25 protein-coding genes are annotated in these 26,655 nt (G+C 72.1%); 6 read left to right on the forward strand and 19 right to left on the reverse strand.

Annotation, left to right across the window (positions count from 1 at the left end; translation table 11 throughout):
• The 5 genes from ASG05_RS15710 to ASG05_RS04010 all read right to left on the reverse strand — a co-directional run.
• The coding region (locus ASG05_RS15710; protein ID WP_082486446.1) for a 5-(carboxyamino)imidazole ribonucleotide synthase at positions 1-1,131 on the reverse strand (1,131 nt) is incomplete at its 3' end.
• Positions 1,128-1,631 (reverse strand): hypothetical protein, encoded by a 504-nt coding sequence (locus ASG05_RS03995; RefSeq protein WP_056257549.1) that lies wholly within the window; start codon positions 1,629-1,631, stop codon positions 1,128-1,130. The genes ASG05_RS15710 and ASG05_RS03995, both read right to left, overlap by 4 nt.
• 98 nt (positions 1,632-1,729) lie before the next feature.
• The gene (locus ASG05_RS04000; RefSeq protein WP_056257552.1) at positions 1,730-3,037 is read right to left on the reverse strand and encodes a UDP-glucose/GDP-mannose dehydrogenase family protein; all 1,308 of its coding nucleotides are present in this window, start codon (positions 3,035-3,037) and stop codon (positions 1,730-1,732) included.
• 45 nt (positions 3,038-3,082) lie between these two features.
• A complete protein-coding gene (locus tag ASG05_RS04005) occupies positions 3,083-3,637 on the reverse strand; it encodes a PH domain-containing protein (protein WP_235491378.1) in 555 nt (184 codons plus the stop codon).
• A 4-nt stretch (positions 3,638-3,641) separates the two neighbouring features.
• Positions 3,642-4,421 (reverse strand): biotin--[acetyl-CoA-carboxylase] ligase, encoded by a 780-nt coding sequence (locus tag ASG05_RS04010; protein ID WP_056257558.1) that lies wholly within the window; start codon positions 4,419-4,421, stop codon positions 3,642-3,644.
• Positions 4,422-4,527: 106 nt separating this feature from the next.
• Between ASG05_RS04010 and ASG05_RS04015 the strand changes: the two genes are divergently transcribed.
• Positions 4,528-6,141: an acyl-CoA carboxylase subunit beta gene (locus ASG05_RS04015; protein ID WP_056258403.1), complete on the forward strand. Its 1,614-nt coding sequence runs from the start codon at positions 4,528-4,530 to the stop codon at positions 6,139-6,141.
• A complete protein-coding gene (locus ASG05_RS04020) occupies positions 6,138-6,401 on the forward strand; it encodes an acyl-CoA carboxylase epsilon subunit (protein ID WP_235491379.1) in 264 nt (87 codons plus the stop codon). The genes ASG05_RS04015 and ASG05_RS04020 overlap by 4 nt, the downstream gene beginning before the upstream one ends.
• A gap of 330 nt (positions 6,402-6,731) precedes the next feature.
• Here the strand turns inward: ASG05_RS04020 and ASG05_RS04025 are convergent, their stop codons facing one another.
• From ASG05_RS04025 to ASG05_RS04040, 4 genes are all read right to left on the reverse strand, one after another.
• Positions 6,732-7,778: a hypothetical protein gene (locus ASG05_RS04025; RefSeq protein ID WP_056257560.1), complete on the reverse strand. Its 1,047-nt coding sequence runs from the start codon at positions 7,776-7,778 to the stop codon at positions 6,732-6,734.
• Positions 7,775-9,016 (reverse strand): sensor histidine kinase, encoded by a 1,242-nt coding sequence (locus ASG05_RS04030; protein WP_082486335.1) that lies wholly within the window; start codon positions 9,014-9,016, stop codon positions 7,775-7,777. The genes ASG05_RS04025 and ASG05_RS04030 overlap by 4 nt, the downstream gene beginning before the upstream one ends.
• Positions 9,006-9,710 (reverse strand): response regulator transcription factor, encoded by a 705-nt coding sequence (locus ASG05_RS04035; RefSeq protein ID WP_056257563.1) that lies wholly within the window; start codon positions 9,708-9,710, stop codon positions 9,006-9,008. The genes ASG05_RS04030 and ASG05_RS04035 overlap by 11 nt, the downstream gene beginning before the upstream one ends.
• 75 nt (positions 9,711-9,785) lie before the next feature.
• A complete protein-coding gene (locus ASG05_RS04040) occupies positions 9,786-11,027 on the reverse strand; it encodes a class I SAM-dependent RNA methyltransferase (RefSeq protein ID WP_056257566.1) in 1,242 nt (413 codons plus the stop codon).
• Between the two features lie 26 nt (positions 11,028-11,053).
• Here ASG05_RS04040 and ASG05_RS04045 point away from each other — a divergent pair, with 26 nt between their 5' ends.
• The 4 genes from ASG05_RS04045 (at position 11,054) to ASG05_RS04060 (ending at position 16,175) form a co-directional block, all read left to right on the forward strand.
• Complete coding sequence (locus ASG05_RS04045) at positions 11,054-11,743, forward strand: nucleoside triphosphate pyrophosphatase (protein ID WP_056257568.1); 690 nt, start codon at positions 11,054-11,056, stop codon at positions 11,741-11,743.
• A gap of 79 nt (positions 11,744-11,822) precedes the next feature.
• The gene (locus ASG05_RS04050) at positions 11,823-13,580 is read left to right on the forward strand and encodes a biotin carboxylase N-terminal domain-containing protein (protein ID WP_056257570.1); all 1,758 of its coding nucleotides are present in this window, start codon (positions 11,823-11,825) and stop codon (positions 13,578-13,580) included.
• Between the two features lie 61 nt (positions 13,581-13,641).
• On the forward strand, positions 13,642-14,475 hold the full coding sequence (locus tag ASG05_RS04055) for a purine-nucleoside phosphorylase (protein WP_056258411.1): 834 nt from the start codon (positions 13,642-13,644) through the stop codon (positions 14,473-14,475).
• Entirely contained in the window at positions 14,472-16,175 is a 1,704-nt protein-coding gene (locus tag ASG05_RS04060; protein ID WP_235491380.1) for a phospho-sugar mutase, read from the forward strand. The genes ASG05_RS04055 and ASG05_RS04060 overlap by 4 nt, the downstream gene beginning before the upstream one ends.
• Positions 16,176-16,257: 82 nt before the next feature.
• Here the strand turns inward: ASG05_RS04060 and ASG05_RS04065 are convergent, their stop codons facing one another.
• The 10 genes from ASG05_RS04065 to ASG05_RS04110 form a co-directional block, all read right to left on the reverse strand.
• Positions 16,258-16,530, reverse strand: a complete 273-nt coding sequence (locus ASG05_RS04065) for a PTS sugar transporter subunit IIB (protein ID WP_043594402.1) — start codon at positions 16,528-16,530, stop codon at positions 16,258-16,260.
• 28 nt (positions 16,531-16,558) lie between these two features.
• Positions 16,559-17,005, reverse strand: coding sequence for a PTS sugar transporter subunit IIA (locus ASG05_RS04070; RefSeq protein WP_056257573.1), 447 nt, complete (start codon positions 17,003-17,005; stop codon positions 16,559-16,561).
• A gap of 2 nt (positions 17,006-17,007) precedes the next feature.
• Complete coding sequence (locus ASG05_RS04075; RefSeq protein ID WP_056257575.1) at positions 17,008-18,129, reverse strand: adenosine deaminase; 1,122 nt, start codon at positions 18,127-18,129, stop codon at positions 17,008-17,010.
• A 135-nt stretch (positions 18,130-18,264) separates the two neighbouring features.
• Complete coding sequence (locus ASG05_RS04080; protein ID WP_056257578.1) at positions 18,265-19,560, reverse strand: thymidine phosphorylase; 1,296 nt, start codon at positions 19,558-19,560, stop codon at positions 18,265-18,267.
• An 83-nt stretch (positions 19,561-19,643) separates the two neighbouring features.
• Positions 19,644-20,081 carry a cytidine deaminase gene (locus tag ASG05_RS04085; protein WP_056257581.1) on the reverse strand — a complete coding sequence of 146 codons (438 nt, stop codon included), beginning with the start codon at positions 20,079-20,081 and terminating at the stop codon, positions 19,644-19,646.
• Positions 20,078-21,367 carry an ABC transporter permease gene (locus ASG05_RS04090; RefSeq protein ID WP_056257584.1) on the reverse strand — a complete coding sequence of 430 codons (1,290 nt, stop codon included), beginning with the start codon at positions 21,365-21,367 and terminating at the stop codon, positions 20,078-20,080. The genes ASG05_RS04085 and ASG05_RS04090 overlap by 4 nt, the downstream gene beginning before the upstream one ends.
• Positions 21,364-22,638: an ABC transporter permease gene (locus tag ASG05_RS04095; RefSeq protein WP_082486337.1), complete on the reverse strand. Its 1,275-nt coding sequence runs from the start codon at positions 22,636-22,638 to the stop codon at positions 21,364-21,366. Before ASG05_RS04095 ends, ASG05_RS04090 begins: the two co-directional genes overlap by 4 nt.
• Complete coding sequence (locus ASG05_RS04100; RefSeq protein WP_056257587.1) at positions 22,635-24,155, reverse strand: ABC transporter ATP-binding protein; 1,521 nt, start codon at positions 24,153-24,155, stop codon at positions 22,635-22,637. The genes ASG05_RS04095 and ASG05_RS04100 overlap by 4 nt, the downstream gene beginning before the upstream one ends.
• Before the next feature lie 157 nt (positions 24,156-24,312).
• Positions 24,313-25,398, reverse strand: a complete 1,086-nt coding sequence (locus ASG05_RS04105; RefSeq protein ID WP_056257589.1) for a BMP family protein — start codon at positions 25,396-25,398, stop codon at positions 24,313-24,315.
• 179 nt (positions 25,399-25,577) lie between these two features.
• Positions 25,578-26,655: mannose-1-phosphate guanylyltransferase (locus tag ASG05_RS04110; protein ID WP_056257592.1), on the reverse strand; the 1,078-nt coding region annotated here is incomplete at its 5' end.

Here is a 26,655-nt window from a genome sequence, read left to right on the forward strand (position 1 = left end):
GAAGAACTCGACAGCGGCGCGCGCCCGGAAGACGGCCTCGTCGAGGTCGTCGCCGACCACCGTCACGTGGCCGACCTTGCGACCGGGGCGAGGGCTCTTGCCGTAGTCGTGGACCTTGACGGCCGGCTGGTCGGCCATCAGGGCGGGCAGCCGGTCAGCCATCGACCCCGTCGTCGGCCCGCCGAGCACGTTGAGCATGACGCTCCAGGGGCGGTGGCAGCCGGTGTCGCCGAGGGGCAGGTCGAGCACGGCCCGGAGGTGCTGCTCGAACTGGCTGGTGGTCGACCCGTCGATGGTCCAGTGCCCGGTGTTGTGCGGCCGCATGGCGAGTTCGTTGATCAGCAGCCGCTCGTCCGTCGTCTCGAACAGCTCGACGGCGAGGACCCCGGTGACGTCGAGTCGCTCGGCGACCGTCCGGGCGATGTCGTCGGCCACGTCGGCCAGTCGCCCCGCACTCGACGGCGCCGGGGCGAAGACCTCCGAGCACACTCCGTCGCGTTGGACGGTCTCGACCAGGGCCCAGGGCACGACGTCACCGCTCGGTCGCCGGGCCACGAGTTGCGACAGCTCGCGCCGGAACTCGACGAGCTCTTCGACCAGCAGCGCGCCTCCGTCGCCGTCCTCGGCCAGGGCCCCGAACCAGTCGTCCGCGTCGTGGGCCGACGACACGACGCGCACGCCCTTGCCGTCGTAACCGCCCCGCGCCGTCTTGACGACCGCGCGGCCACCGTGGTCGGCCAGGAAGGCCCCGAGCTCGTCGGCGTCACGGACGGCCGCCCAGTCGGGGACCGGCAGACCGAGCCCGGCGAGGGTCCGTCGCATCACGATCTTGTCCTGCGCCACCGCGAGCGCGGACGGCCCGGGACGCACGCTCACGCCGGCGTCGACGAGGGCGGTCAGGACGTTCTGCGGGACGTGCTCGTGGTCGAACGTGACGACGTCGACCGTGCGGGCGAAGTCGAGGACGACGTCGACGTCGTGGTAGTCGCCCACCCGGGTCGCGGCCAGCCGGGCCGAGCTGCCCTCGGCTTCTGCCAGGACGCTGATCTCGACGCCGAGGTGGACGGCGGGCGGGATCATCATGCGGGCGAGCTGGCCGCCGCCGATCACGCCGACGCGCAGCGCCGTCATCGGACGACCGTCCCGCTCAGCTGCGGCGCGTCCGGCGTGCCTCCGACGACGCACCGGTAGACGACGTTGGCGACCCCGACGTCACCGCCGCTGTAGAGGCCGGCCACGTCGATCGACCGGCCGGCCGAACCCTGGACGAGGATCTGCGAGGACCGGTCGTTCCAGCGGTAGTCTGACCCCTGCGACCTCGTGGCCTCGTTGCGGCAGGCGTCGTAGGCCCGGGCGTCGGTCCAGCCGTCGGCCTGGTCGGCGGGGACGGGCACGGGCGTCTCGACCGCCGCGGACCCGTCGTCGGTCGGGTCGCCCGCCGAGGGGTCGTCCGAGGGCGGCGTCGGCGTCGTCGTCTCGGCCCCGGTGTCGGGAGCCGCGGGCGAGGCGGTCGAGGTCGGGGTGAAGCTCGACAACGTCGGCGTCGGCTCGGCGTCGCCGCCCGTGCAGGCGGCGAGGGCGAGGACCACCGCGCCGGCGGTGAACACGGTGAGGAGAGCCCGTTTCGTCATGCCGTCATCGTATCGGCGGCGCCCGGCGCGGCGGCGCGGACGTGCCGCGGGAGGCGCGGTGACGGAGCCGCCGCAGCCCGCGTCGACCGGTCACCCGGCTACGGGCGCCCGAGCGACCGGAACTCGAACCCCGCCTCACGCCACTCGGCCGGGTCGAACACGTTGCGGGCGTCCACGAGTCGCCGGTGCGCGACCAGGTCGGCGACGTCCGCGGGACGCAGCGCCTTGAACTGCTTCCACTCGGTGAGGACGAGCACGACGTCGGCGTCGCGGAGGGCCGACGAGGCGTCGTCGACGTAGGTGAGGTCGGGAGCCAGCCGGGCGGCGGTCTCGTTCGCCTCGGGGTCGTGGACGACCACGTCGGCACCGGCGGCGTGCAGGCGCCGGGCGACGTCGAGCGCCGGGGAGTCGCGGACGTCGTCGCTGTCGGGCTTGAAGGCCACGCCGAGCACGGCGACGCGGGCACCCGCGACGTCACCGCCCAGCAATTCGTCGGCCAGGGCGACCACCCGGTCGCGGCGACGCAGGTTGACGGCGTCGACGTCGGCGAGGAAGTCGAGGGACTCCAGGCCCAGCTCGCGCGACCGGGCCCGGAACGCCCGGATGTCCTTCGGCAGGCAGCCGCCGCCGAAGCCCAGGCCGGCGTTGAGGAACCGCCGACCGATGCGGGCGTCGTGCCCGATGGCGTCGGCGAGCTGGGTCACGTCGGCTCCGGTCGCCTCGGCGATCTCGGCCATCGCGTTGATGAACGAGATCTTCGTCGCGAGGAACGCGTTCGCCGACACCTTCACGAGCTCGGCCGTCGCGTAGTCGGTGACGAGCCGGGGCGTGCCGGTGGCCAGTGCCGTCGCGTAGACCTCGTCGAGCACCGCGGTGGCCCGCTCGCCGGCGTCGCCGGACGGGACGCCGTAGACGAAGCGGTCGGGCGAGACGGTGTCGGCCACGGCGAAGCCCTCACGCAAGAACTCGGGGTTCCAGGCCAGGTCGGCCCCCGAGGAGGCGCGGACCGCGTCGGCGAGGCGGCTCGCGGTGCCGACCGGCACGGTGGACTTGCCGACCACCAGGTCGCCGTCGGCGAGGTGCGGCAGGAGGCCCTGGACGGCGGCGTCGACGTAGGTCAGGTCGGCCGCGTCGCTGCCGGCCGTCTGCGGGGTGCCGACGGCGACGAAGTGCACCTGGGCGCCCGCGGCGTCCGCCGGGTCCGTCGAGAAGCGCAGGCGCCCCGAGTCGAGCGCCCGGCGCAAGGCCTCTGGCAGGCCCGGCTCGAAGAACGGGGCGTGCCCGGACGCGAGCATCTCGATCTTGCCCGGGTCGACGTCGATGCCGACCACCTCGTGCCCGAGGTCGGCCATGCACGCTGCGTGCACGGCGCCGAGGTAACCGCATCCGATGACTGACATCCGCATGCCGTCAACCCTAGGGCAGGCCGGAGCGCCGCCCGTCCCGGGGGCTCAGCGACCGGACGGCCGCTCGCCGCCCCACGAGGTGGTCTCGTCGTGCCCGACGGACTGCTCGTGCTGGCGGCGCTGGGCGACGCTGTTCTGGTTGGCCTCCATCAGGTCGTGCAGCGCCGACTGGACGAGATCGGCCGACGGGACGTCCCACAGCACGAGCGGCCGGTCGAGACCGGTGTTGATCAGTACGTCGCCGCTGCGGAACGCGCTCTGGACCGAGTTCTTGCGGACCGTCAGGTCGTACCCGCGGCTGTGCAGCAGCTCTTGCCTGGTGCGGACGAAGAGCCCACGCCGCACCACGAGGCGGCGCGAGGTGATGACGTACCGACGGCCGAGCCAGAGCAGCACCGGCACGAGCCACAGCAGGACGATCAGGGCGAGGGCAGCCCCCAGGACGACGTAGTTCTGCCACTCGACGTCGAAGCGACCCCCGAAGTACCCGGTCGCGGCGCAGATGCCGACCAGGGCGAGCGACGGCCAGAACAGGACGCGGGCGTGCGGCCGGAGGCGCGCGACGACGTACTCGGTCGGCTGCGGTCCGTCGGTGCTCACAGGCTCATTCATACCGCAGATGCGTGACGTCGCCCGAAGCCACGGCCGTCGTCCCACCGGTCGTGGCCGACCGGACGACCAGGCGGCCCGCCTCGTCGACGTCCACCGCCTCGCCGACCAGCACCGCACCTCCCGGCAGTTCGACGCGCACCCGACGCCCGAGGGTCGCGCAGGCCTCGCGCACCGCGTCGAGGGCGCCGCTGGCGGTGGCATCGCCCCCGGCCGCCGTGAGGTCGCCGACGAGTCGCCCGAGGTCGGCAACCCACGACGAGAGCACGGCGTCGGCCAGGTCGAGCGCCGACCCCGAGGCCCCGTGCAGGCCGAGCGAGGTGGCGGTCGGCGTGGGCAGCTGGTCGGCGGGCACGGTGAGGTTGACCCCGGCTCCGACGACCACGGCGCTCGCGTCGGGGCGCAGTTCCGCCAGCAGTCCGCAGACCTTGTCGCCGCCGACCTGGACGTCGTTGGGCCACTTGAGCGTGACGTCCGCGGCGCCGACCACCCGACGGACGGAGGCGCGCATCGCCACGCCCGCGAGCAGCGGCACCCAGCCGAGCGCCTCCGTCGGCAGGTCGCCGCGGTGCAGCAGCACGCTCGCCGCGAGGGACCGCCCGGGCGCCGTGACCCAGCGCCGGTCGAGCCGGCCCCGTCCGGCGGACTGGTCGAGGGTCGCCCAGGTCGCCAGGTGCGGTTCGTCGACGGCGGCGAGCAGGTCGGCGTTGGTCGATCCCGTCGACCCGAGCACCACGAGGTGGGGGCTGGCGGCCGAGGTCAAGGGGAAGTCCATCGGCTCAGCCTAGGGGCCGTGGTTGACGACTCCTACGACGTCCGGGGTCGTCCACGCGTGGAAACCTCCAACGGCGGGCCGTGGGCCGGTCAGTAGAGTGAAGCGCGTGACTCCTGACTCCGCGCCCCTCACCGACGCCGCGCCCGACCTGCACACCACCGCGGGCAAGCTCGCCGACCTCAAGGCCCGCTACCACGAGGCCGTGACGGCCAGCGGCGAGGCCGCCGTCGCGAAGCAGCACGCGAAGGGCAAGAAGACGGCCCGCGAGCGCATCGACGAGCTGCTCGACCCGGGCTCGTTCGTCGAGCTCGACGAGTTCGTCCGCCACCGCACCCACGCCTTCGGCATGGAGGCCAAGCGCCCCTACGGCGACGCCGTGGTGACGGGCACCGGCACCATCCACGGCCGTCAGGTGGCGGTCTACTCGCAGGACTTCACCATCTTCGGCGGGTCGCTCGGCGAGGTCGCCGGCGAGAAGATCATCAAGGTCATGCAGCTCGCCCTGAAGACCGGGGTGCCCATCATCGGCATCCTCGACTCGGGCGGAGCCCGCATCCAGGAGGGCGTCGTCGCGCTCGGCAAGTACGGCGAGATCTTCCGCCTGAACACCGCGGCGTCGGGGGTCATCCCGCAGATCTCGTTGATCATGGGCCCGGCAGCAGGAGGCGCGGTGTACTCCCCCGCGCTCACCGACTTCGTGATCATGGTCGACAAGACGAGCCACATGTTCGTCACCGGGCCGGACGTCATCAAGACCGTCACCGGCGAGGACGTCGGCTTCGAGGAGCTCGGCGGGGCCCTGACCCACAACAAGGTCTCGGGCGTCTCGCACTACCTGGCGAGCGACGAGGACGACGCGCTCGACTACGCCCGCTCCCTGCTGTCGTACCTGCCCGACAACAACCTGGCCGACCCCCACGTCTTCGACGTGCCCGTCGAGCTCGAGACCACCGACTTCGACCGCCAGCTGAACACGCTGATCCCCGACAGCCCGAACCAGCCCTACGACGTGATGACCGTCATCGAGCACGTCGTCGACGACGGTGAGTTCCTCGAGGTGCAGCCGCTGTTCGCGCCGAACATCGTCGTCGGCTTCGGCCGCGTCGAGGGCCGCCCGGTGGGCGTCATCGCCAACCAGCCGTCGGCCATGGCGGGCACCCTCAACATCGAGGCGGGCGAGAAGGCGAGCCGGTTCGTCCGCTTCTGCGACGCGTTCAACATCCCGATCCTCACGCTCGTCGACGTGCCCGGCTACCTGCCGGGCACCGACCAGGAGTGGACCGGCGTCATCCGCCGTGGCGCCAAGCTGCTCTACGCCTACGCCGAGGCCACCGTGCCGCTCGTCACCGTGATCACGCGCAAGGCCTACGGCGGTGCCTACATCGTGATGGGGTCGAAGCAGCTCGGCGCCGACATCAACCTCGCCTGGCCCACGGCCGAGATCGCCGTGATGGGCGGGCAGGGTGCCGTCAACATCCTGTACCGCAACGAGATCAAGGCCGCAGCCGAGGCCGGCGAAGACGTCGCGGCCGTCCGGACGCGTCTCGCCAACGAGTACACCTACAACGTCGCCAGCCCGTTCCTGGCGGCCGAGCGCGGCGAGCTCGACGGGGTCGTCGAACCGGCCGCCACGCGAGTCGCCGTGGTCAAGGCCCTCCGGGCGCTGAGGACGAAGCGCGCCACGTTGCCGCCCAAGAAGCACGGGAACATCCCCCTGTGAGCGGGCGACACGCGGCCGAGGCCGGCGACCCGTCCACCGAGACCGCCCCGGCTCCCGTCCTGCGGGTCGTCGCCGGCGATCCGACGCCCGACGAGCTCGCCGCGATCACGGCACTGCTCGCCGCCGTCGCCGCCGGTCGGTCGGCGTCGGTCGAGACCACACCGGCACGGCCGTCCGCCTCGGCTTGGACCCGATCGGCCAGGGCGCCGCGCCCCACGATCGTGCCCGGCGACGGCCGGTGGCGAGGATTCTCGGGCTGACGTGACCCGAAGAGGGGTAGACGGGGTCATCCTCCCCCGCCTGTCCCCCTAAATGACGACTGTAGTCCGCGTCGCGAGGAGTCATAGTTGCTTCTGCTAGGTGTCTCTCTCAGAGTCACACCACCGAGCGGGAGCCGACTAGGGTAAGCGGGTTCCTGCCGGGGGGAGTCAGGGCGACATTCGGGTTGCCGCCCTGACTCAGGGTCTCGGAAGGGCCGGACGATCGTCCGGCCCTTCTCCCGTTCCGGCGCCGGTGGTCGCGCGCGGGCGATCGTGCCCCCGCGGCCGTGCGCCGGTGGACGTGCCCGGTGGCCGTGCCTCAGGCGTCGCTCACGAGGCCGAGCGAGGGATCTGCAGCCAGAGCTGCACCTCGTCGCCGTCGTCGTCCTCGTCGGCGTCGGCCGAGACGCCGCGACCCAGAGCGCTCGACGAGAGGTCCACCGACCCGAGGCCGACGACCGTGACGGCGTCGTCCCCGCCACCCTGCACGGTCCGCACGACGATGCGGTCGGCGGCCGAGTCGCGGAGGGCCTCGGCGAGCACGCCGTGGACGCGTCGGAGGTCGGCCGGCCCGAGGTCGTCGATGCCGCCCTCGTCGAGGAGGCTGACGACCGCCCCGCGACGACGGGCCGCCATGACCTCGCGGCGCACGTCGTCGTCGAGCAACCGTCGGCCCCGGATCTCGTCGCGGATCGCCCCTTCGAGGTTCAGGCACTCCTGGCGTTCGTCGGGGGTCAGGTCGCCGTGCCGCCGCACGATCGTCTGCAGCATGGGGCGGGCCGTGCGGCCCGTCTGCAGCAGTCGGTACTGGCGCTCGTTGACGTGTGCCTCTTGCGCGGCCTGCCAGTCGGCCGCCTCGTGCTCGGCGAGGATGAACTCGCGCGTCTCGCGTCCCGCCCGGGTCAGCGTGCTCGACATGGCGTGGCTGAAGGCCACCCACACGACGCTGCCCACGATGCCGAGCTCGGCGATCTGCTGGACCCCGGCCCAGAGCACGCCGTGGACCGCCATGAAGCCGACCCCGAGCCAGGCGAAGCCCTGTCGCCGACGGGTCGAGACGATCACCATGAGCGTGCCCACGGCGGCGACGTACCAGGTGGCGTACCCGTTCTTCACCGAGCTGTCGAGCTGTGAGGTCACCACCAGCGGCAGGACGATGCTGACGGCCAGGCAGAACGAGGCCATCCAGACGGGCATGATCATGTGCTTGCTCGGCCACAGGACGGCCACGGTCGCGGCCGCGTACAGCGCCATGCAGGCCAGCACCGGCAACGGGTCGGCGACGCGGTCCACCGACGCCGCGGCGAGCACGAGGTGGTAGGCCGAGAAGACCGCGGCGAGCGAGACGATCAGCCAGCGGGGCACCGAGACCCTCATGCGGGTGCCTGCTCGACCGGCCAGCGCAGGCTGACGACGGTGCCTCGCCCCGGTGCCGAGTCGATGGTGGCGAGCCCGCCGGCGTTGTTCAGCCGCTCGTGGATCGACACGCGGACCCCGAGGCGCTCGGTCGGCACCGACGACGGCTCGAAGCCCTTGCCCGTGTCGCCCACCTCGACGGTGGTGAGTCCGGCGCCGTCGTGGCGGACCTCGACCCAGCGGTCGACGCCGGGGCCCTCGCCCGCGTGCTGCGAGCTGTTCACGAGGGCCTGCATCGCCGCCGAATAGAGCGCCTCGGCGGCCGTGGACGGGATGCCCTCGTCGTCGAGCCGACCACGGCGCACCTCGACCGGGACCCCGAGGTCGGCGATGGCGGCCTCGACCCGGTCGGCCATGCTCGCCAGCGACGTGTCGGACTCGTCGAACGGCGTCGTGCTCGCCGCCGCCGACAGGTGGGACATGGCGTTGCGGGCCATGTTCGTCGACAGGTCGCGCTCGTCGGGCGACCAGGCCCTGGCCGCCTGGATGAAGGTCGTGAGGACGCTGTCGTGCACGATGGCGTCGACCTCGACCCGTTCGAGCTCGGTCGCGTGCTCGCGGATGGCCTCGGAGTAGCGGGCGACGGCGGTCGCCTGGGCCTGGTCGACGTTCGCCGCCGCCTGCCGCAGGATGACCACGAGGATGAGCACGGCGCCGCCGAGCAGGATCGCGTACACGGAGTCGAGGGTCGCCCGCTGCGGGGACACCGCGCCACCCGAGGGCGTCAGGCGGATGAAGCCGTAGACCGCGGGGGCGACGAAGAGGTAGCCGCTGGCGATCCAGGTCGAGAACGCGGACGCCGCCGACGCCGTGGCGACCGTGCACAGGTACCAGAGCCACGGAACGCCCGACTGGATGCGGCTGGGGTCGTCCACGGCGAGCGGCCAGGTCACGAGCGCGATGAGGTACGCGACGGCGACGAAGGCCTCGACGGTGGTGACGCCGCGTTGCACGAGGCTGGCGACCACGAGGGCCAGGAACCCGCCGAACATCGCCAGCCCGATGACCCAGGCCCAGGCGAGCTGCATGTCGTCGACCTGACCGAACATGTCGGGCAGCGCCTGCAGGCCGAACACGAGTCCGGCCGCGGCGATGATCCGCCCCAGCACCTTGTCGAGGAGGGCGCGGCTGATGGGGTTGCGCGGGGGCCGCAGGGCCCCGAGCGGGATCGGGGCGCTCAGTCGGCCCTCAGCGGCCATCGCCGCCGTCCGCGTCGAGGCCCGGCAGGATGCCGTCCTCGACCGCACGGCGCAGCAGGTCGACCTTGGTCGGTGCCGGGCGACCGACCTCGACGTACTTGACACGGATGCGGTCGAGGTACTCGCGGGCCGTCGAGTAGCCGATGCCGAGCTGCTGGGCGGCCAGCTTGAGCGGCAGGCCCGAGGCGTAGAGGTGCAGGATCTCGCGCTCGCGGCGTCCGAGCTGCGCCTTCGCGAAGTCGCGGTCGGCGTCGATGGCGCTCGCCCACTCGAGGTTGTTGAGGACGTCGCCCCGCGCGACGGTCGCGACGGCGGCCATGACCGTCTTGGTCGCGGACGACTTCGGGATCACGCCGGCCGCACCGGCGGCGAGCGCCTCGCGGACCGACGCCACCCGGTCGGCGATGCTGTGCACCAGGACGGCCGACCCGGTGGCCTGCACCCGCTTGACGTTCTCGGTGACGGTCGACCCGTCGCCGAGGGACAGGTCGAGCACGACCACGTCGACCTCGCGCCCGGCGAGGTTCTCGACGAACTCCTGCACGCCGGCGGCCGTCAGGATGACGTCGAAGCCCTCGTTCTGGCAGGCGGCCTGGATGCCGAGCCGCACCGACTCGTGGTCGTCGACGATGGCGACCCGGACGGGAGCGGTCGGGCGGGGCGCGGTGGGGGTCTCGGTCGAGAGGTCTGACACGGTGGTCCTTCGTTCGGCGTGCGTCTGGCCCTGAACCCCAGGCGTGCACGGGGTACATCGTACCGGGATCGGTGCTCAGGCAGGCAGCAGGCGCACCACCGTCTCGACGTGGTGGGTGTTCGGGAAGAGGTCGTAGGCCTGCAGGGCGTCGAGCCGGTAGCCGCGTTCGGCGAAGAGGGCGACGTCGCGGGCCAGGGCAACGGGGTCACAGGCGACGTACACCACCTGGGCGGGCCCGAGGGCGGCGATCTCGGAGACCACGTCGCGACCGGCGCCCGACCGGGGCGGGTCGAGCACGATCGTGGCGTGCGCGAGGCGCTCGCGCTCGGCACCGCCGGCCTGGGACGCCGTCTGACGCAGCCACCGCTCGACGCGTCCGGTCACGGCCGAGGCGCCGATCCACTCGGCCAGGTTCTCGGCGGCGTGCTCGGTCGCGCGCTCGTCGCTCTCGACGCTGGTGATGCGCGTGCCCGCACCGAAGCGGTCCCCGACGGCAGCGGCCAGCAGCCCGACCCCGCCGTAGAGGTCGACGTTGGCCGCCTTCGGGTCGAAGCGGTCGGGGTCGATCATCGTCTGCACGGCGGTGGTGAGCGTGGCGGCGGCCTCGCGGTGCACCTGCCAGAACCCGCCGTCGTCGAGGCGGAACTCGCGCTCGCCGACGACCTCGGTGATGGTCGACCGGGCCTGACGACCGATGATCAGGCGGGCACCGCCCACGCTCGGGGCCACGACGTCGACGTGCTCCTCGCCGGGGAAGGCGTCGCCGAGCGGAGCCACCTCGGCGACCTCGGGCGAGGCGAGGGGCAGGTCGGGCACGTGGACGACCCGGTGCGACCGGGCGGCGAACTGGCCCGGTCGACCGTCGGCGTCGAGGTGCAGGCGGAGGCGCGTGCGCCACCCCGTGCCCCGTCGGTCGTCGTCGCCGGGCAACGCCTCGACCGTGACGCGCCCGTCGGCGTCGGCGACGCCGCCCATCCGCGAGAGCGCGTCGACGACCACCTGTCGCTTCAGTTCGCGCTGGTGGGAGAGCTCGACGTGGCCGAACTCGGCACCGCCGGCACGGTCGGCGGGATCGACCTCGAGGGCGGCCGCGCCCCAGACGTGCGGGCGGCGGTGCTCGCTGGCCTCGACGACGCTCACGGTGTCGGCCCGCCAGAACGACTTCTTGCGGTCGTCGGCGATGCGCGCGACGACCTTCTCACCGGGCAGCGTGTCGGTGACGAACACCACCCGTCCGTCGAGGCGCGCCACCGAGATGCCCCCGTGTGCGATGCCCGTCACGTCCAGTTCGACCTCGCGGCCCAGCATGTCTCCCATGCGTCGAGTCTGACAGGCTGGGCGGCATGACCGTCCCGCTCTACCTGGCCAGCACCTCCCCCGCCCGTCTCGCCCTGCTGCGCGCCGCCGGCGTCGAGCCGGTGCTGATCAGCCCCGGAGTGGACGAAGAGGCGGCGGTCGACCTCGAGGCGGGCCGACTCGGTCGGCCGCTCTCGGCGGCCGAGACCGTGCAGCACCTGGCCCGGCTCAAGGCCGAGGCCGTGCTCGACGTGACGGTCGACGGCCACCCCCTCGACGGGCTGGTGCTCGGCGGCGACAGCGCCTTCGAGTTCGACGGCGAGGTGCACGGCAAACCGCACGAACCCGCCCTGGCACTCGACCGCTGGCGCCGCATGGCCGAGGTCGGCCACGGCACCCTCTGGTCGGGCCACTGGCTGGTCGACCACCGCGGCGGGGCGCCGCGCACCAGCGACGAGCACCCCTCAGGAGGCGCGGGCCGGGTCGCGAGCGCGTCCCTCACCTTCGCCGACGACCTCGACCCGCGCGAGCTCGCCGCCTACGTCGAGACCGGCGAACCGCTCGAGGTGGCCGGCGCCTTCACGATCGACGGCCGGGCCTCGGCGTTCATCACGCACATCGAGGGCACGCCGAGCGCCGTGGTCGGCCTCTCGGTGCCCGTGCTGCGGTCGCTCGTCCGGGGCTTCGGCGTGCCGTGGCACGAGCTGTGGACCTCGGCGACCGCAGGCGTCTTGTAGGTTCTGCCCCGCGCCTCCTCGTCCTTTTTGTGCACGTCAGCCAAAGGCAGGTGCGGAGGGCGCAATAGGGTGGGGAACTATGCCGCGTATCAGCAAGGTCCTCATCGCCAACCGTGGAGAGATCGCCGTCCGCGTGATCCGCGCCGCACGTGACGCCGGCATCGGCTCCGTGGCGGTCTACGCCGACCAGGACCGCGACGCCCAGCACGCCCGCCTCGCCGACGAGGCCTACGCCCTGGGCGGCACGACGAGCGCCGAGACGTACCTCGTCATCGACAAGATCCTCTCGGTCGCGCGCCGCTCGGGGGCCGACGCCGTGCACCCCGGCTACGGGTTCCTCGCCGAGAACGCCGACTTCGCCCGCGCCGTCGAGGCGGCCGGCCTCGTCTGGATCGGCCCCTCCCCCGAGGCCATCGAGCAGCTCGGCGACAAGGTCTCGGCCCGCCACATCGCCGAGCGCGTCGGGGCGCCGCTCGCTCCCGGCACCCTGAACCCCGTGTCGGGCGCCGACGAGGTGCTCGACTTCGTCGACCAGCACGGCCTGCCCGTCGCCATCAAGGCGGCCTTCGGCGGCGGCGGACGCGGCCTCAAGGTCGCCCGCACCCGCGACGAGGTGCCCGAGCTCTTCGACTCGGCCACCCGTGAGGCCGTCGCCGCCTTCGGCCGCGGCGAGTGCTTCGTCGAGAAGTACCTCGACCAGCCCCGCCACGTCGAGACCCAGTGCCTCGCCGACGCCCACGGCAACGTCGTGGTCGTCTCGACCCGCGACTGCTCGCTGCAGCGCCGCCACCAGAAGCTCGTGGAAGAGGCGCCCGCCCCGTTCCTGACCGACGAGCAGACCACCCAGCTCTACGAGGCGTCGAAGGCCATCCTCCGCGAGGTCGGCTACGTCGGCGCCGGCACCTGCGAGTTCTTGATCGGCAAGGACGGCACCGTGTCGTTCCTTGAGGTCAACACGCGCCTGCAGGTGGAGCACCCCGTGTCCGAAGAGGTCACGGGCATCGACCTCGTCCGCGAGCAGTTCCGGCTCGCCGAGGGCGGCGTGCTCGACTACGACGACCCCGAGGCCCGCGGCCACTCGTTCGAGTTCCGCATCAACGGCGAGGACGCCGGCCGCGGCTTCATGCCCGCCCCCGGCCCGATCCACGTCTTCAAGGCACCGGGCGGCCCCGGCGTGCGCGTCGACAGCGGTGTCCAGGCCGGCGACGAGATCAGCGGCTCGTTCGACTCGCTGCTCGCCAAGCTGATCGTCACGGGGTCGTCGCGCGAGGACGCGCTCGAGCGCTCGCGCCGGGCCCTCGCCGAGTTCGAGGTCGCCGGACTGCCGACCGTCCTGCCCTTCCACCGCGCGATCGTCGACGACCCGGCCTTCGCGCCGGCGGACGGTCGGCCGTTCTCGATCTACACCCGCTGGATCGAGACCGAGTTCGACAACACCATCCCCGCGTGGAGCGGCGAGGCCGAGGCCCCACGCCCCGCCGACGAGCGCGACACCGTCGTGGTCGAGGTCGCCGGGAAGCGACTCGAGGTCTCGCTGCCGGCCGGTCTCGGGTCGCGCACCGCGCCTCCTGCGGTGGCCCCGAAGCGCCGCGGCGCACCCCGGTCGACCGTCGTCACCGCGACGGGCGCCGAGGTCAAGGCCCCCATGCAGGCCACCGTCGTCAAGCTCGCCGTCGAGGCGGGCCAGCAGGTCGTCAAGGGCGACCTCGTGCTCGTGCTCGAGGCCATGAAGATGGAGCAGCCCGTCGCCGCCCACCGCGACGGCACCGTCTCGGGCATCTCGGCCGTCGTCGGCGAGACCGTCTCGTCGGGCCACGTGCTGCTCAGCATCGACTGACGCGCGCGACGGGCCCCGGCACGACCGGGGTGCCGGGTCGGCAGACCCTAGAGTGGACGCCATGTCTGAGACCACCACGCACCCGCTCGACGACCGCGCCGCCGACCCCTTCGAGGTCGCCCGCACCGCCGCCGCCGAGATCGCCGAGAAGACCGGCGTCGCCCGGCACGACGTCGCCCTGACCCTGGGCAGCGGTTGGGCCAAGGCCGCCGACCTGATCGGCGAGACCGTCGCCGAGATCCCGGCGACCGAGATCACCGGCTTCGCCGCGTCGGCCGTCGTGGGCCACACGAGCTCGATCCGCAGCATCGCCCTGCCCTCGGGCAAGCACGCCCTCGTCATGGGTGCCCGCACGCACTACTACGAGGGGCACGGCGTCCGCCGCGTCGTCCACGGCGTCCGCACCGCCGCCGCGACCGGCGCCACCACGATGATCCTGACGAACGGTGCCGGGGGCATCAGGGAGACCTGGAAGCCGGGCACCCCCGTGCTCATCAGCGACCACATCAACCTCACGGCCGACTCGCCGCTCGAGGGCGCGACCTTCATCGACCTGACCGACCTGTACTCGTCGCGCTTGCGCGACGTCGCCCGCGGCATCGACCCCGACCTCGACGAGGGCGTCTACACGCAGTTCCGCGGACCGCACTACGAGACGCCGGCCGAGGTGCAGATGGCCAAGGCCATCGGCGGCCACATCGTCGGCATGTCGACGGCACTCGAGGCGATCGCCGCCCGCCAGGCCGGCATGGAGGTGCTCGGCATGTCGCTCATCACGAACCTCGCCGCGGGCATCCAGAAGACCCCGCTGAGCCACGCCGAGGTGCTCGAGGCCGGCCGCGACGCCGAGGCCAAGATCAGCGACCTGCTCGCCCGGATCGTGGCGGCCCTGTGAGCGGCCCGGTGGCCGGCGACCTCGACGGGTTGATCGCCACGGCCACGGCCTGGCGCGACCAGGACCCGGACGACGAGACCCGCGACGAACTCGACCGCCTGCTGACGCGGGCGACGTCCGCCGATGCCGACGCCGCCGGCCGCGCCGACGCCGTCGCCGAGCTCGCCGACCGCTTCGCGGGCCGCCTGCAGTTCGGCACCGCCGGCCTCCGTGGCGCGCTCGGCTCGGGCTCGAACCGCATGAACCGCGTGCTCGTCGCGCAGGCCGCCGCCGGCTTCGCCGCCTTCCTGCTCGGTCGCGAGTCGCACCCCTCGATCGTCATCGGCTACGACGGCCGCAAGAACTCCGACGTCTTCGCCCGCGACACCGCCGAGATCATGGCCGCCGCGGGGGTGGCCGCGACGATCCTGCCGCGTGCCCTGCCGACCCCGGTGCTCGCCTTCGCCGTCCGTCACCTCGACGTCAGCGCCGGCGTCATGGTCACCGCCAGCCACAACCCCCCGCAGGACAACGGCTACAAGGTCTACCTCGGGGGCGTCGACGCCGGGTCGCAGATCGTGTCGCCCGTCGACGGCGAGATCGCGGCCGAGATCGAGCGGGCCGCCCAGTCCCCCGTCACCGACCTGCCCCGGTCGGACGACTACCGCGAGGCCGGCGACGACCTCGTCATGGAGTACGTGCGCCGGACGGCAGCCGTCGCCGGCACCGCCTCGACCGGCCGCCAACCCCGGGTCGTGTACACGGCGATGCACGGGGTCGGGTGGGAGGTCGCGCGCCGGGTCTTCGCCACCGCGGGCTTCGCCGAGCCCATCCCGGTCAGCGAGCAGAGCGCCCCCGACCCGGCCTTCCCGACCGTGGCCTTCCCGAACCCCGAAGAACCGGGCGCCATGGACCTCTCGTTCGCGACGGCCGACCGCGTCGAGGCCGACCTGATCATCGCGAACGACCCCGACGCCGACCGGCTCGCCGTGGCGATCCCCGTCGAGGGCGGCTGGCGGCGCCTCAGCGGCAACGAGGTCGGCTCGCTGCTCGGCTGGCGTGCCGCCGAACGCGCCCGGCGTGACGACCGGGACGGCACGCTCGCCGCGAGCATCGTCTCGTCGCCCGCCCTGCGCGAGATCGCCCGCGTCCACGGGCTCGACTACGTCGACACCCTGACGGGCTTCAAGTGGGTGTCGCGCGTCGGCGGCCTGATCTACGGCTACGAAGAGGCGCTCGGCTACCTCGTCGACCCCGACGTCGTCCGCGACAAGGACGGCATCTCGGCGGCCGTCGACCTGCTCGCCCTCGCGACCGAGCTGCACACCGCCGGGTCGAGCCTGGCCGAGCACCTCGTCGCCTTCGACGAGCGCTTCGGGGCGTACGCGTCGTCGCAGATCTCGATCCGCGTGGACGATCTCGCCACGATCACGGCCCTCACGGCGCGTCTCCGGCAGCAGCCCCCGTCGACCATCGGCTCGCACCGGGTCGACCACGTCGACGACTTCTGCGACGGGTTCGGGTCGTTCCCGGCGGGCGACGTGCTGCGGTACTGGCTGACCGACGGCTCCCGGGTGATCGTCCGTCCGAGCGGCACCGAGCCCAAGCTCAAGGTCTACATCGACGCGTCGAGCACCGAGGGCGACGCCGTGGCCCGCCGGGCGGCGGCCGAGGCCGCCGTGGCCGACCTCGACGCCGGCATGCGCGACCTGCTGGCCTGACGCCGGGGGCGGCGACCGCCCCCACGACGGGAGAGACCCCGGAGGCGCGACCTGCGCCTCCGGGGTCTCTCACGTCGGCGACTCAGCCGAGCGACTTCTGCAGCTTCTCGGTGAGCTCGGCCTGGTCGAAGTGGTTCTGGATGACGATGACGTCGGCGAAGGTCGAGCCGATGGCTTCGACGAACTCGGCCGAGGTGAGGATGACCTGGGCGTCGTCACCGACGGACGCGATCGAGCCGATGTCGGCCGCGACCACGTCGGCCTCGATGTCGAGCTTGGCCAGGACGCGCTCGGCGTTGACCTTGAGGATTCCGCTGCTGCCGATGCCGGCGCCGCAGATGGTGACGATCTTCATGGGGTGGTCTCGATCTGTCGAGGGCGGATCAGGCGGGGACGCCCATCAGCCGACGCACCTCGTCGACCGAGGTGGCGGCCGCGAGGGCGGGGATGACGGAGGCCTCGTTGAAGACGTTGGCGAGGTCGGCGATCGATTCGAGGTGGCCGCCGACCGTGACGATCGCGAGGCCGAGGACGACGCTGACCGGGTCGTTGTGCGGGTGGCCGAACGGCACCGGCTCGGCGAGGGTGACGACCGCCAGGCCGTCGCGCACGACGGCGTCACCGGGGCGCGCGTGCGCGAGCACCAGCCCCGGGGCGATGACGACGTAGGGGCCGTGCTCGTCGATCATGCGCACCATCTCGTCGCCGTAGCCCTCGTGGGCCGCACCCGAGTCGACCAGGGCCCGACCGGCGACGTGGACGGCCTCTCGCCAGTCGGCGACGCGGGCACCGATGACGACGGCTTCGTCGGGCAGCGGGGGAAGCGCCATGCTCAGGCCCCCTCGAAGCCGGCCGTGATGCGGTCGGCCAGCGCCTCGCGCTCTTCGAGGGGCAGGAAGCACGACGCCGCGGCGTTGAGCTGGAACGTCTCGTGGTCGTCGAGATCGTAGTCGAACGCCTGGCTGAGCAGGGCGAGCTCTTTGCAGAGGCTCGTGTCGCTCATCAGGCGGTTGTCGGTGTTCACCGTCACGCCGTAGCCGAGCTGGTAGAGCAGGTCGAACGGGTGGTCGTCGAGGTCGGTGCCCCACGCCGCGATCGCGCCGGTCTGCAGGTTCGACTGGGGGGACAGCTCGAGCGGGATCTCGCGGTCGCGCACCCACGACGCCATCGGCCCGATCTCGACCGTGGTCGCCGCGCCCTTGCTGGCGACCACGCGGATGTCTTCGGCGATGCGGACGCCGTGACCGAGGCGCAGGGCTCGTCCGTCGATGAGGGCGCCACGGATGCTGTCGAGGCCGTCGGCCTCGCCCGCGTGCACGGTGACCGGCATGAACTCGCGGGCCAGCAGGTCGAAGGCGACCCGGTGGTCGGCAGCGGGGTACCCGGCCTCGGGCCCGGCGATGTCGAAGGCCAGCACGCCCGACTCGCGGTGGCGGACGGCGAGCTGCGCGATCTCGAGCGAGCGACCCTCGTGACGCAGGGCGCTGAGGATCTGGCCGACCGAGATCTGGTGGCCGTCGGCGGCCAGCGAGCCCACCGCCGACGTGAAGCCCGCCTGCACCGCCTCGACGGCCTGGTCGAGCGTGAGCCCCTGACGCTGGTGCTGTTCGGGGGCCCAGCGCACCTCGGCGTGGACGACCCCGTCGGCGGCCAGGTCGAGGACGAACTCGTGGGCGACGCGGGTGAGCTGGTCGGCGGTCTGCATGACGGCGACGGTCAGTTCGAAGGTGGCGAGGTAGTCGACCAGGTTGCCGGAGTCGGCGGCCTCGACGAACCAGCGGCGCAACGCCTCGGGCTCGGTGGCGGGCAGCTCGACGCCGGCCTCGCGGGCCAGGTCGACGATCGTCTCGGGTCGGAGGCCCCCGTCGAGGTGGTCGTGCAACGACACCTTGGGCAGGGCCGCGAGGCGCGGGCCCCCGTTCGGCAGTCGGTAGTCCTTGTCGGGAGCGCTCATGCCCCTCAATCTACTAGCGGTCCGGGCGACGACTCTGGACGCGCGCCACGAGACGGGTGCGCAGACGTCGCGAACCGGCACCGCGCCTCCTGGGCGGGGCGGGGTGCCGGTTCGGGGCCTCGGTCGCGGCGGGGGTCAGCTGACGCGCTCGGCGACGATGGTGCGCGCCGCGGGGGCCTCGTCACCGATCGTCCAGGCGCCGTCGACGGCCTCGAGCGCACGCTCGAAGCGGCCGGGCTCGTCGGTGTGCAGCGTGAAGAGCGGCTGCCCCTCGGTCACGCGGTCGCCGGGCTTGGCGTGCAGCTCGATGCCGGCGGCGGCCTGCACGGGGTCTTGCTTGCGGGCGCGACCGGCACCGAGGCGCCAGGCACCGATGCCGAACGGCAGCGCGTGCTGCTCGGTCAGGTAGCCGCTGCTCGCGGCCGTCACCACGTGCGTCTCGCGGGCCGTGGGCAGCGCCGCGTCGGGGTCGCCGCCCTGGGCGCGGATCATGCGCTTCCAGGCGTCCATCGCGCGACCGTCGTCTAGGGCGGCCTCGACGTCGGCGTCCGGCCGACCTGCGAGGGTCAGCATCTCGCGGGCGAGGGCGACCGTCAGCTCGCGGATGTCGGCGGGGCCGCCGCCGGCGAGGGTCTCGACCGACTCACGGACCTCGAGGGCGTTGCCGATGGTCAGGCCGAGCGGCACGTTCATGTCGGTGAGCAGCGCCGTGGTCGCGACGCCGGCGTCGGTGCCGAGGTCGACCATCGTGCGGGCCAGCTCACGCGACCGCTCGATGTCCTGGATGAAGGCGCCCGAGCCGAACTTGACGTCGAGCACGAGCGCCGCCGTGCCCTCGGCGATCTTCTTGCTCATGATCGACGAGGCGATCAGCGGGATGGCCTCGACCGTGCCCGTGATGTCGCGCAGGGCGTACAGCTTGCCGTCGGCGGGGGCGAGGCCCGAGCCCGCGGCGCAGACCACGGCCCCGCTGTCGGCCATGATCTCGCGCATGCGCTCGTTCGAGATCGACGCCTGCCACCCCGGGATCGACTCGAGCTTGTCGAGCGTGCCGCCGGTGTGGCCGAGGCCACGACCCGAGAGCTGCGGCACGGCGACGCCGAACGAGGCCACCAGGGGGGCGAGCGGCAGGGTGATCTTGTCGCCGACCCCGCCGGTCGAGTGCTTGTCGACGGTCGTCTTGCCGAGCCCGGCGAAGTCCATCGTCTCGCCCGATCGGATCATCGCCATCGTCATGTCGCGGATCTCGCGGCGCTCCATGCCGTTCAAGAAGATCGCCATCGTCAGCGCCGACATCTGCTCGTCGGCGACGTAGCCCCGGGTGTACGCGTCGATCAGCCAGTCGATCTGCTCGGTGCTGAGGGCGTCCCCGCCGCGCTTGACGCGGATGAGGTCGACGGTGTCGAAGGGTTCGACGGCGTTCTGGGTCACGGTGGGGCTCCTAGCGGTGGTGCGATGGGTGGTGCGACGGCGCGACCACGGGGTCGCGACCGGGACGGACGAGGAGGCGCGGGTCAGCCCTGCGAGGCGCGGTACGCCTCGAGCTGCCGCGGCCCGAACGCGTCGGGGACGACCTCGTCGATGGTCTTGAAGCCCGAGACGGTGTCGAGCACCATGGCCTCGTCGGAGTGTTCGTAGAGCAGCTGCCGGCAGCGACCGCAGGGCATCAGCACCCCGCCGTTGCCGTCGACGCAGGCGAAGGCGACCAGGCGGCCGCCACCCGACATGACGAGGTCGGACACCAGTGAGCACTCGGCGCAGAGGGTGATGCCGTACGAGGCGTTCTCGACGTTGCAGCCCGAGACGACGCGGCCGTCGTCGGTGACGGCCGCAGCCCCCACGGGGAACTTCGAGTAGGGCACGTAGGCCTTGCGCATGGCGGCCCTCGCGGCCTCGCGGAGGGCGTCCCAGTCGGTCTCGGTGACGACCGACGCGCTGCTGCGGCCCGTCACGACTTGATGTACGGCTTGCCGGAGGCCGCGGGGCCCCGGGACTGCCCGACCAGGCCGGCGACCGCGAAGATCGTCACGACGTACGGCAGCATGAGCATGAACTCGCTCGGCACCGGCGAGCCGATGGCCCCGAGCACGTTCTGCAGGTTGCTCGCGAAGCCGAACAGCAGCGCGGCGAGCGTGGCCCGGATGGGGTCCCAGCGGCCGAAGATGACCGCCGCCAGGGCGATGAAGCCCGCGCCCGCCGTCATCTCCTTCTGGAAGTTGCCGAGCGAGCCCAGGGTGAAGTAGGCCCCACCGAGGCCGGCGATGGCACCGGCGAGGGAGACGTTCCAGAACCGGGTGGCGTTCACCTTGATGCCTACCGTGTCGGCCGCCTGCGGGTGCTCGCCGACCGAGCGGAGGCGCAGCCCCCACCGGGTGCGGAACAACCCGTAGAAGACGACCGCGATCGCGACGTACATGAGGTACACGATGATCGTCTGCCGGAAGAAGACCGGCCCGACGATCGGGATCTGGCTGAGGATCGGGATGTCGAGCTGCGGGAAGCGCACGCCGCGGTTGAGCGAGTCGGACTTCGAGAGCACCTGCGAGTACAGGAAGCTCGTCAGGCCGGTCACGAGCACGTTGAGCACGACGCCGACGATGACCTGGTCGACGATGTAGCGGATGCTGAAGACCGCGAGCACCATCGAGACGAGCACGCCGGCGATCATCGCGCCGACCAGGCCGACGTAGGCCGATCCGGTCGCCGAGGCGATCATCGCCGAGACGAAGGCGCCGGCCAGCAGCTGCCCCTCGATCGCGACGTTGACGACGCCCACCCGCTCGCTGATCACGCCGCCCAGCGCGCCGAAGATCAGGGGCGTGCTGAGCGCGAGGGCACCGAGCAGCAGACCGGGCACCGGGATCGTCTGCCCGGCGCTCGCCCAGGTGAGGAAGCCCAGCAGGAAGAGCACGCCGAAGACGGCGACCAACCAGATCGGCACCTTCTCGAAGCGCACGGCGCGGAGGACCGCCACGACGGTGACCACGGCGAGCAGCACCGTCAGCACGACGCCGGTGACGGTCGACGGGAGGACGGCGTCGGGCAGGGCGAAGAAGTCGGTCGCGGTCGAGAGCCGGAACGTGCTCTCGCCCTCACGGGCCAGGCCGATGAACAGCACCGCCGCGACGAGCGTGAAGATCGCGAAGGCGATCGGGGCCTTGAGGCTGCGGGTCGAGGCCCTGGCCAGGTCGGGCGACGGTGCGGCGGGGACCGCGGCGTCGGGGGTGAGCGTGCTCACTTGGTGACCACCGCCTCCTTGTTCGAGGCCTTGCGCACCGGGCGGAGGCCCGGGGCCGGCAGACGGAAGATCGCTCGGACCAGCGGGGGCGCGGCCACGAACAACACGATGAGGGACTGCACGACGAGCACGATGTCGATCGGGACGCCGTTCGCCGCCTGCATCGAGTAGCCGCCGGCCTTGAGCGCGCCGAACAGGACGCCGGCGCCGAACACGCCCCACGGCCGGGACCGGCCGAGCAGCGCCACGGTGATGGCGTCGAAGCCGATGCCCGCGTCGATGCCCGAGGTGAAGCCGCTGGTCAGCGTGCCGAGCACCTGGGTCGACCCCGCGACGCCCGCGAGGGCACCCGAGATGAGCATCGCGTACAGGTAGATGTTCTTGACGTTCATGCCCGCCGTGCGGGCGGCGTGCGGGTTCTCGCCCACGGCCCGGAACCGGAAGCCCAGCGTCGACCGGTTGATCAGCCACCAGACGACCGCCGTGATGACGATGACCAGCACGAAGCCCCAGTTGAGGTTGTACCGCGAGCCGAACAGGTCGGGCAGGATCGCCGTGTCGAGCGTCGCCGGCGACTTCGGGTTCGCGCTGCCGGGCGCCTGCAACAGGCCCTGCGTCCGCAGCATGAAGGCCAACAGGTAGAAGGCGATGTAGTTGAGCATGATCGTGAGGATCACCTCGTGGGCACCGGTGCGGGCCTTGAGCAGACCGACGATGCCGCCCCAGAGCGCACCCGCGGCGATGCCGGCCGCGAGGGCGAGCGGCAGGTGGAGCGCCAGCGGCAGGTGGAACGAGAAGCCCACCCAGCCGGCGGCCGCCGCAGCCATCAGCATCTGACCGCGGGCACCGATGTTGAACAGGCCGACGCGGAACGCCACGGCGACGCCGAGACCGGCGGCGATGAGGGGCACGGCGTAGTTGAGCGTCTCGGTCAGGGGGCGGATGCCGGCCGCGAAGCCGTCGACCCGGAAGTTGTAGACCGCGCCCTGGAAGAGCGACGAGTACGACCCGCCGACCGACGCCCAGAACGCCTGGAAGAAGTCGGCCGGCCGCGAGAAGAAGTAGCCCAGGGTGCCCTGGACGGTCGTGTCGGTGAAGCCGATCAGCAGGCCGGACACGACGAGCGCGAGCACGACGGCGAGCACCGAGATGGCGGCGTTGCCGGTCGTGATCTCTCGCAGGAGGCGCGATCCGCGTCCCTCGGTCGACTCCGGTGCCGACGGGGCGGGTGGGGTGCCCGGCCCCTGCGTGGTGGTCGTGGCGTCGGTCACGCTGCCTGCTCCGTTCCGTGCGGCATCTCGCCGGCCATCATGAGCCCCAGCACGTCGCGGGGGGTGTCCGCCGGCACGATGCCGACGATGGTGCCGCGGTACATCACGGCGATGCGGTCGGCCAGGGCGGCGACCTCGTCGAGCTCGGTCGAGACGACGATGACGGGGACGCCCTGGTCGCGGGTCTCGACGATGCGCTTGTGCACGAACTCGATCGAGCCCACGTCGATGCCGCGGGTGGGCTGGGCCGCGACGAAGAGCCGGAGGTCGCGGCTGAGCTCACGCGCCAGGACGACCTTCTGCTGGTTGCCCCCCGAGAGACGGCCGGCCGGGGTGGTGATGCCCTGGGTCCGGATGTCGAACTCCTTCACCTTGGCGACCGCGAACGCCGCGAGCTCGGACAGCTTGAGCGACCCGCGCTTCACGAACGGACCGGACTGCGACCGGTCGAGCATGAGGTTCTCGGCGACGGTGAACTCTCCGACGAGGCCGTCCTGGTTGCGGTCCTCGGGGACGAAGCCGACGCCGGCGTCGAGCACCTGGCGGACGCTGCGGCCCGTGATGTCGCGTCCGTCGAGCGACACCCGGCCCTCGACCCGGGGCTGGAGGCCGAGGATCGCCTCGGTCAGCTCGGTCTGGCCGTTGCCCTGGACCCCCGCGATGGCGAGGATCTCGCCTCGGCGGACCTCGAACGAGACGTCGTCGACGACGACCTGCCCGATGGGGTCGACGACCCGCAGGTTCTCGACGACGAGGGCGGGGCCACCGGCCTCGGCCGGCGCCTTCTGGACGGTCAGCTCGACGGCGCGGCCGACCATGAGCGAGGCGAGCTCGGCGTTCGAGGCGCTCGGCTCGGCCTCGCCGACGACCTTGCCGAGGCGGATGACGGTGATGCGCGTCGCGACCTCGCGGACCTCGCGGAGCTTGTGGGTGATGAAGACGATCGCGGTGCCCGCGTCACGCAGCTGACGCATGATGACCATCAGCTCGTCGGTCTCTTGCGGGGTGAGGACGGCCGTGGGCTCGTCGAACACGAGCACCTTCGCGTCACGCGAGAGGGCCTTGATGATCTCGACGCGCTGCTGTACGCCGACGGGCAGCTCTTCGACGAGGGCGTCGGGGTCGATGTCGAACCCGAACCGACCGCTGATCTCGCGCACCTTCGCGCGGGCCGCTGCGAGGTCGAGGCGACCACCGGCCTTGGTCTCTTCGTGACCGAGCATGACGTTCTCGGCGACGGTGAAGACGGGGACGAGCATGAAGTGCTGGTGCACCATGCCGATGCCGGCGCCCATCGCGTCGCCCGGGCCGGAGAAGTGCTGGACGGCGTCGTCGAGCAGGATCTCGCCCTCGTCGGCCTGGTACAGGCCGTAGAGCACGTTCATCAGCGTGGACTTGCCGGCGCCGTTCTCACCGAGGAGGCAGTGGATCTCGCCCGGTTCGACGGTCAGGCTGATGTGGTCGTTGGCGGTCAGTGCGCCGAATCGCTTGGTGATGCCCCGCAGTTCGAGCTTCATCTCAGGTGGCTACCTCGGGTCTAGGCATTCGGGTGGGGTCGGGCGGCGCCGGGTCGGCGGCCCGCCCACGGGCGTTGAGAGGGCCGGGAGCGACGGGGTGACCGTCGCTCCCGGCCCTGGGTCAGTCGATGCTAATCGATGACGGGAGGTGCGTTCGTCAGCTCGTGAGGGCCGAGGGCGACTCGACCGTGATCGAACCGTCGATGATGCCCGCCTTGATGGTGTCGAGCTCGTCCTGCAGTCCACCGTCGACCTTGTCGGCGTAGTCGTGGAACGGCGCGATGCCGACGCCGTCGTTCTCGAGGGTGCCCACGTACGGGGTGCTCGAGAAGTCGTCCTCGCTGGCCTGCGTGACGACCGCGTCGGTCGCCTGCTTGATGCCCTTGAGCACCGAGGTGAGGAACAGGTCGGCGTTGGCCGTGTCGGTCTCGTAGGTGTCGCTGTCGGCACCGACCAGGACGACGTCCTTGCCGGAGTCGCGGATCGCCTCGGCGGCGCTCTGGTAGATCGGGCCGCCGACCGGCAGGATGACGTCGGCGTTCTGGTCGATCAGCGTCTGGGCGCTCTGCTTGGCCGTGGTGCCGGCTTCGAAGCCACCGGTGAAGGTGCCGTTCTGCGAGTCGACGTCCCAGCCGACGACCTTGACGTCTTCGCTCTTCTGCTCGTTGTAGTACTTCACGCCGTCGGCGAAGCCGTCCATGAAGATCGTGACGGTCGGGAACTGCATGCCGCCGAAGGTTCCGACGACGCCGGTCTTCGAGTAGCTGGCGGCGGCGTAGCCCGCGAGGAAGGCGGCCTCGGAGGTGTTGAACGTGATCGGCTGCACGTTGTCGGCCGTGATCGACGCGTCGTCGATGGTGGCGTAGTCGATGTTCGGGTTCGCCTCGGCGGCCGCCTTCGTGGCGTCGGCGAGCGCGAAGCCGACCGTGACGATCAGGTTGCAGCCCTGGTCGGCGAGGTTCGACAGGTTGGCGTCGTAGACGGTCTCGTCGGCCGACTCGACGGTCTTCGGCGTCGCGCCGATGGTGTCGGCCGCCTCGTTGAGCCCTTCGTAGCCGAGCTGGTTGAACGACTTGTCGTCGAAGCCGCCGGCGTCGGAGACCATGCAAGGGACGAAGTCGCTCGAGGCGCCGCTGGTCGATCCAGAGCCGCTCTCGGGGGCCGAGGCACAGCCGGCCAGGATGACGGCGGTGCTCGCCAGGGCGAGGCCGCTGAGCACGGCCTTGCGCGCAGTTGTAGTCAAGTTGTCCTCCAGGGTGCAGCCCGGCACGAGGCGCGCCGGGTGGGTATGGCTGACAGGTTACCTACTGTGACGAGCGCCGACGACCGTCGGGTGCTAGCGATGCCGAGGCGTTACACAGTCGCGACCACGACGTAACGAACGCGAAACCTCGGCGGCCGCCGGGGGCCGGACCCGACCGGTCAGAGGACGTCGCTGCGGCCGCTGAGCTTCAGGGCGTCGACGACGCCCTTCACCCGCTGGGCGTTGGCCGTGGTGGTGACGAGCAAGGCGTCGGGGGTGTCGACGACGATGATGTCGTTGACCCCGATCAACGAGATGAGGCGTCCGCTGTTCGCCACGACGATGCCGCTCGAACTGTCGGCCAGCACCCGCGCGTTCTCGCCGAGGATGGCCAGGTCGCTCTTGCGGCCACCGGCGTGGAGCTTCGCGATCGAGGCGAAGTCGCCGACGTCGTCCCAGTCGAAGTCGCCCGGCACGACGGCCAGGCGACCGGCCGCGGCGGCCGGTTCGGCCACGGTGTAGTCGATGGCGATCTTCTGCAGCCCCGGCCAGACCTTGTCGACCACGGCGCCGCGGCGCGGGGTGTCCCAGGCCTCGGCGAGTTCTTCGATGCCGGCGAGCAACTCGGGGCTCGTCTCGCCGAGCTGCTCGAGCAGCCGGTCGGCCCGCGCGATGAACATGCCGCCGTTCCAGAGGTAGTCGCCACCCGCGACGTACTGCTCGGCCGTCTCGAGGTCGGGCTTCTCGACGAACGACTCGACGGTGTGGGCGCTCGGGGCGCCGTCGATGTCGAGGGGGGCCCCGACGTGGATGTACCCGAACCCGATGGCCGGTTCGGTGGGGGTGATGCCGATGGTCGCGATGTAGCCCTCGTCCGCCGCGACGATGGCCTCGCGGACCGCCCGGCCGAAGCCACGGGTGTCGGCGATGACGTGGTCCGCGGCGAACGAGCCGATGATGACGTCCGGCTCGCGGCGTCGCAGGACGGCCGCGGCGAGGCCGATCGCGGCCGTGCTGTCCTTCGGCTCGCTCTCGAGCACGACGTTGTGGTCGGCGAGGCCGGGCAGCTGCGACTCGACGGCGGCCCGGTGGGCACGGCCGGTGACGACCATGATGCGCTGGTCGCCGTTCAGGGGTGCCAAGCGGTCCCAGGTGCCCCGGAGCAACGTCGAGCCGCTGCCGGTCAGGTCGTGCAAGAACTTGGGCGCGTCGGCGCGGCTGAGGGGCCAGAGACGCGACCCGATGCCACCGGCGGGG

The organism is Frigoribacterium sp. Leaf186 (assembly GCF_001423905.1).
GTDB lineage: Bacteria > Actinomycetota > Actinomycetes > Actinomycetales > Microbacteriaceae > Frigoribacterium.

Bases quoted from the DNA above. Each gene is read 5' to 3' on its own strand.
- ASG05_RS04050 (WP_056257570.1), top strand. From the start codon at position 11,823: ATGCCGCGTATCAGCAAGGTCCTCATCGCCAACCGTGGAGAGATCGCC.
- ASG05_RS04075 (WP_056257575.1), bottom strand. From the start codon at position 18,129: ATGAGCGCTCCCGACAAGGACTACCGACTGCCGAACGGGGGCCCGCGC.
- ASG05_RS03995 (WP_056257549.1), bottom strand. From the start codon at position 1,631: ATGACGAAACGGGCTCTCCTCACCGTGTTCACCGCCGGCGCGGTGGTC.
- ASG05_RS04040 (WP_056257566.1), bottom strand. From the start codon at position 11,027: ATGGGAGACATGCTGGGCCGCGAGGTCGAACTGGACGTGACGGGCATC.
- ASG05_RS04055 (WP_056258411.1), top strand. From the start codon at position 13,642: ATGTCTGAGACCACCACGCACCCGCTCGACGACCGCGCCGCCGACCCC.
- ASG05_RS04070 (WP_056257573.1), bottom strand. From the start codon at position 17,005: ATGGCGCTTCCCCCGCTGCCCGACGAAGCCGTCGTCATCGGTGCCCGC.
- ASG05_RS04030 (WP_082486335.1), bottom strand. From the start codon at position 9,016: ATGGCCGCTGAGGGCCGACTGAGCGCCCCGATCCCGCTCGGGGCCCTG.
- ASG05_RS04065 (WP_043594402.1), bottom strand. From the start codon at position 16,530: ATGAAGATCGTCACCATCTGCGGCGCCGGCATCGGCAGCAGCGGAATC.
- ASG05_RS04100 (WP_056257587.1), bottom strand. From the start codon at position 24,155: ATGAAGCTCGAACTGCGGGGCATCACCAAGCGATTCGGCGCACTGACC.
- ASG05_RS04010 (WP_056257558.1), bottom strand. From the start codon at position 4,421: ATGGACTTCCCCTTGACCTCGGCCGCCAGCCCCCACCTCGTGGTGCTC.
- ASG05_RS04045 (WP_056257568.1), top strand. From the start codon at position 11,054: ATGACCGTCCCGCTCTACCTGGCCAGCACCTCCCCCGCCCGTCTCGCC.
- ASG05_RS04025 (WP_056257560.1), bottom strand. From the start codon at position 7,778: ATGAGGGTCTCGGTGCCCCGCTGGCTGATCGTCTCGCTCGCCGCGGTC.
- ASG05_RS04000 (WP_056257552.1), bottom strand. From the start codon at position 3,037: ATGCGGATGTCAGTCATCGGATGCGGTTACCTCGGCGCCGTGCACGCA.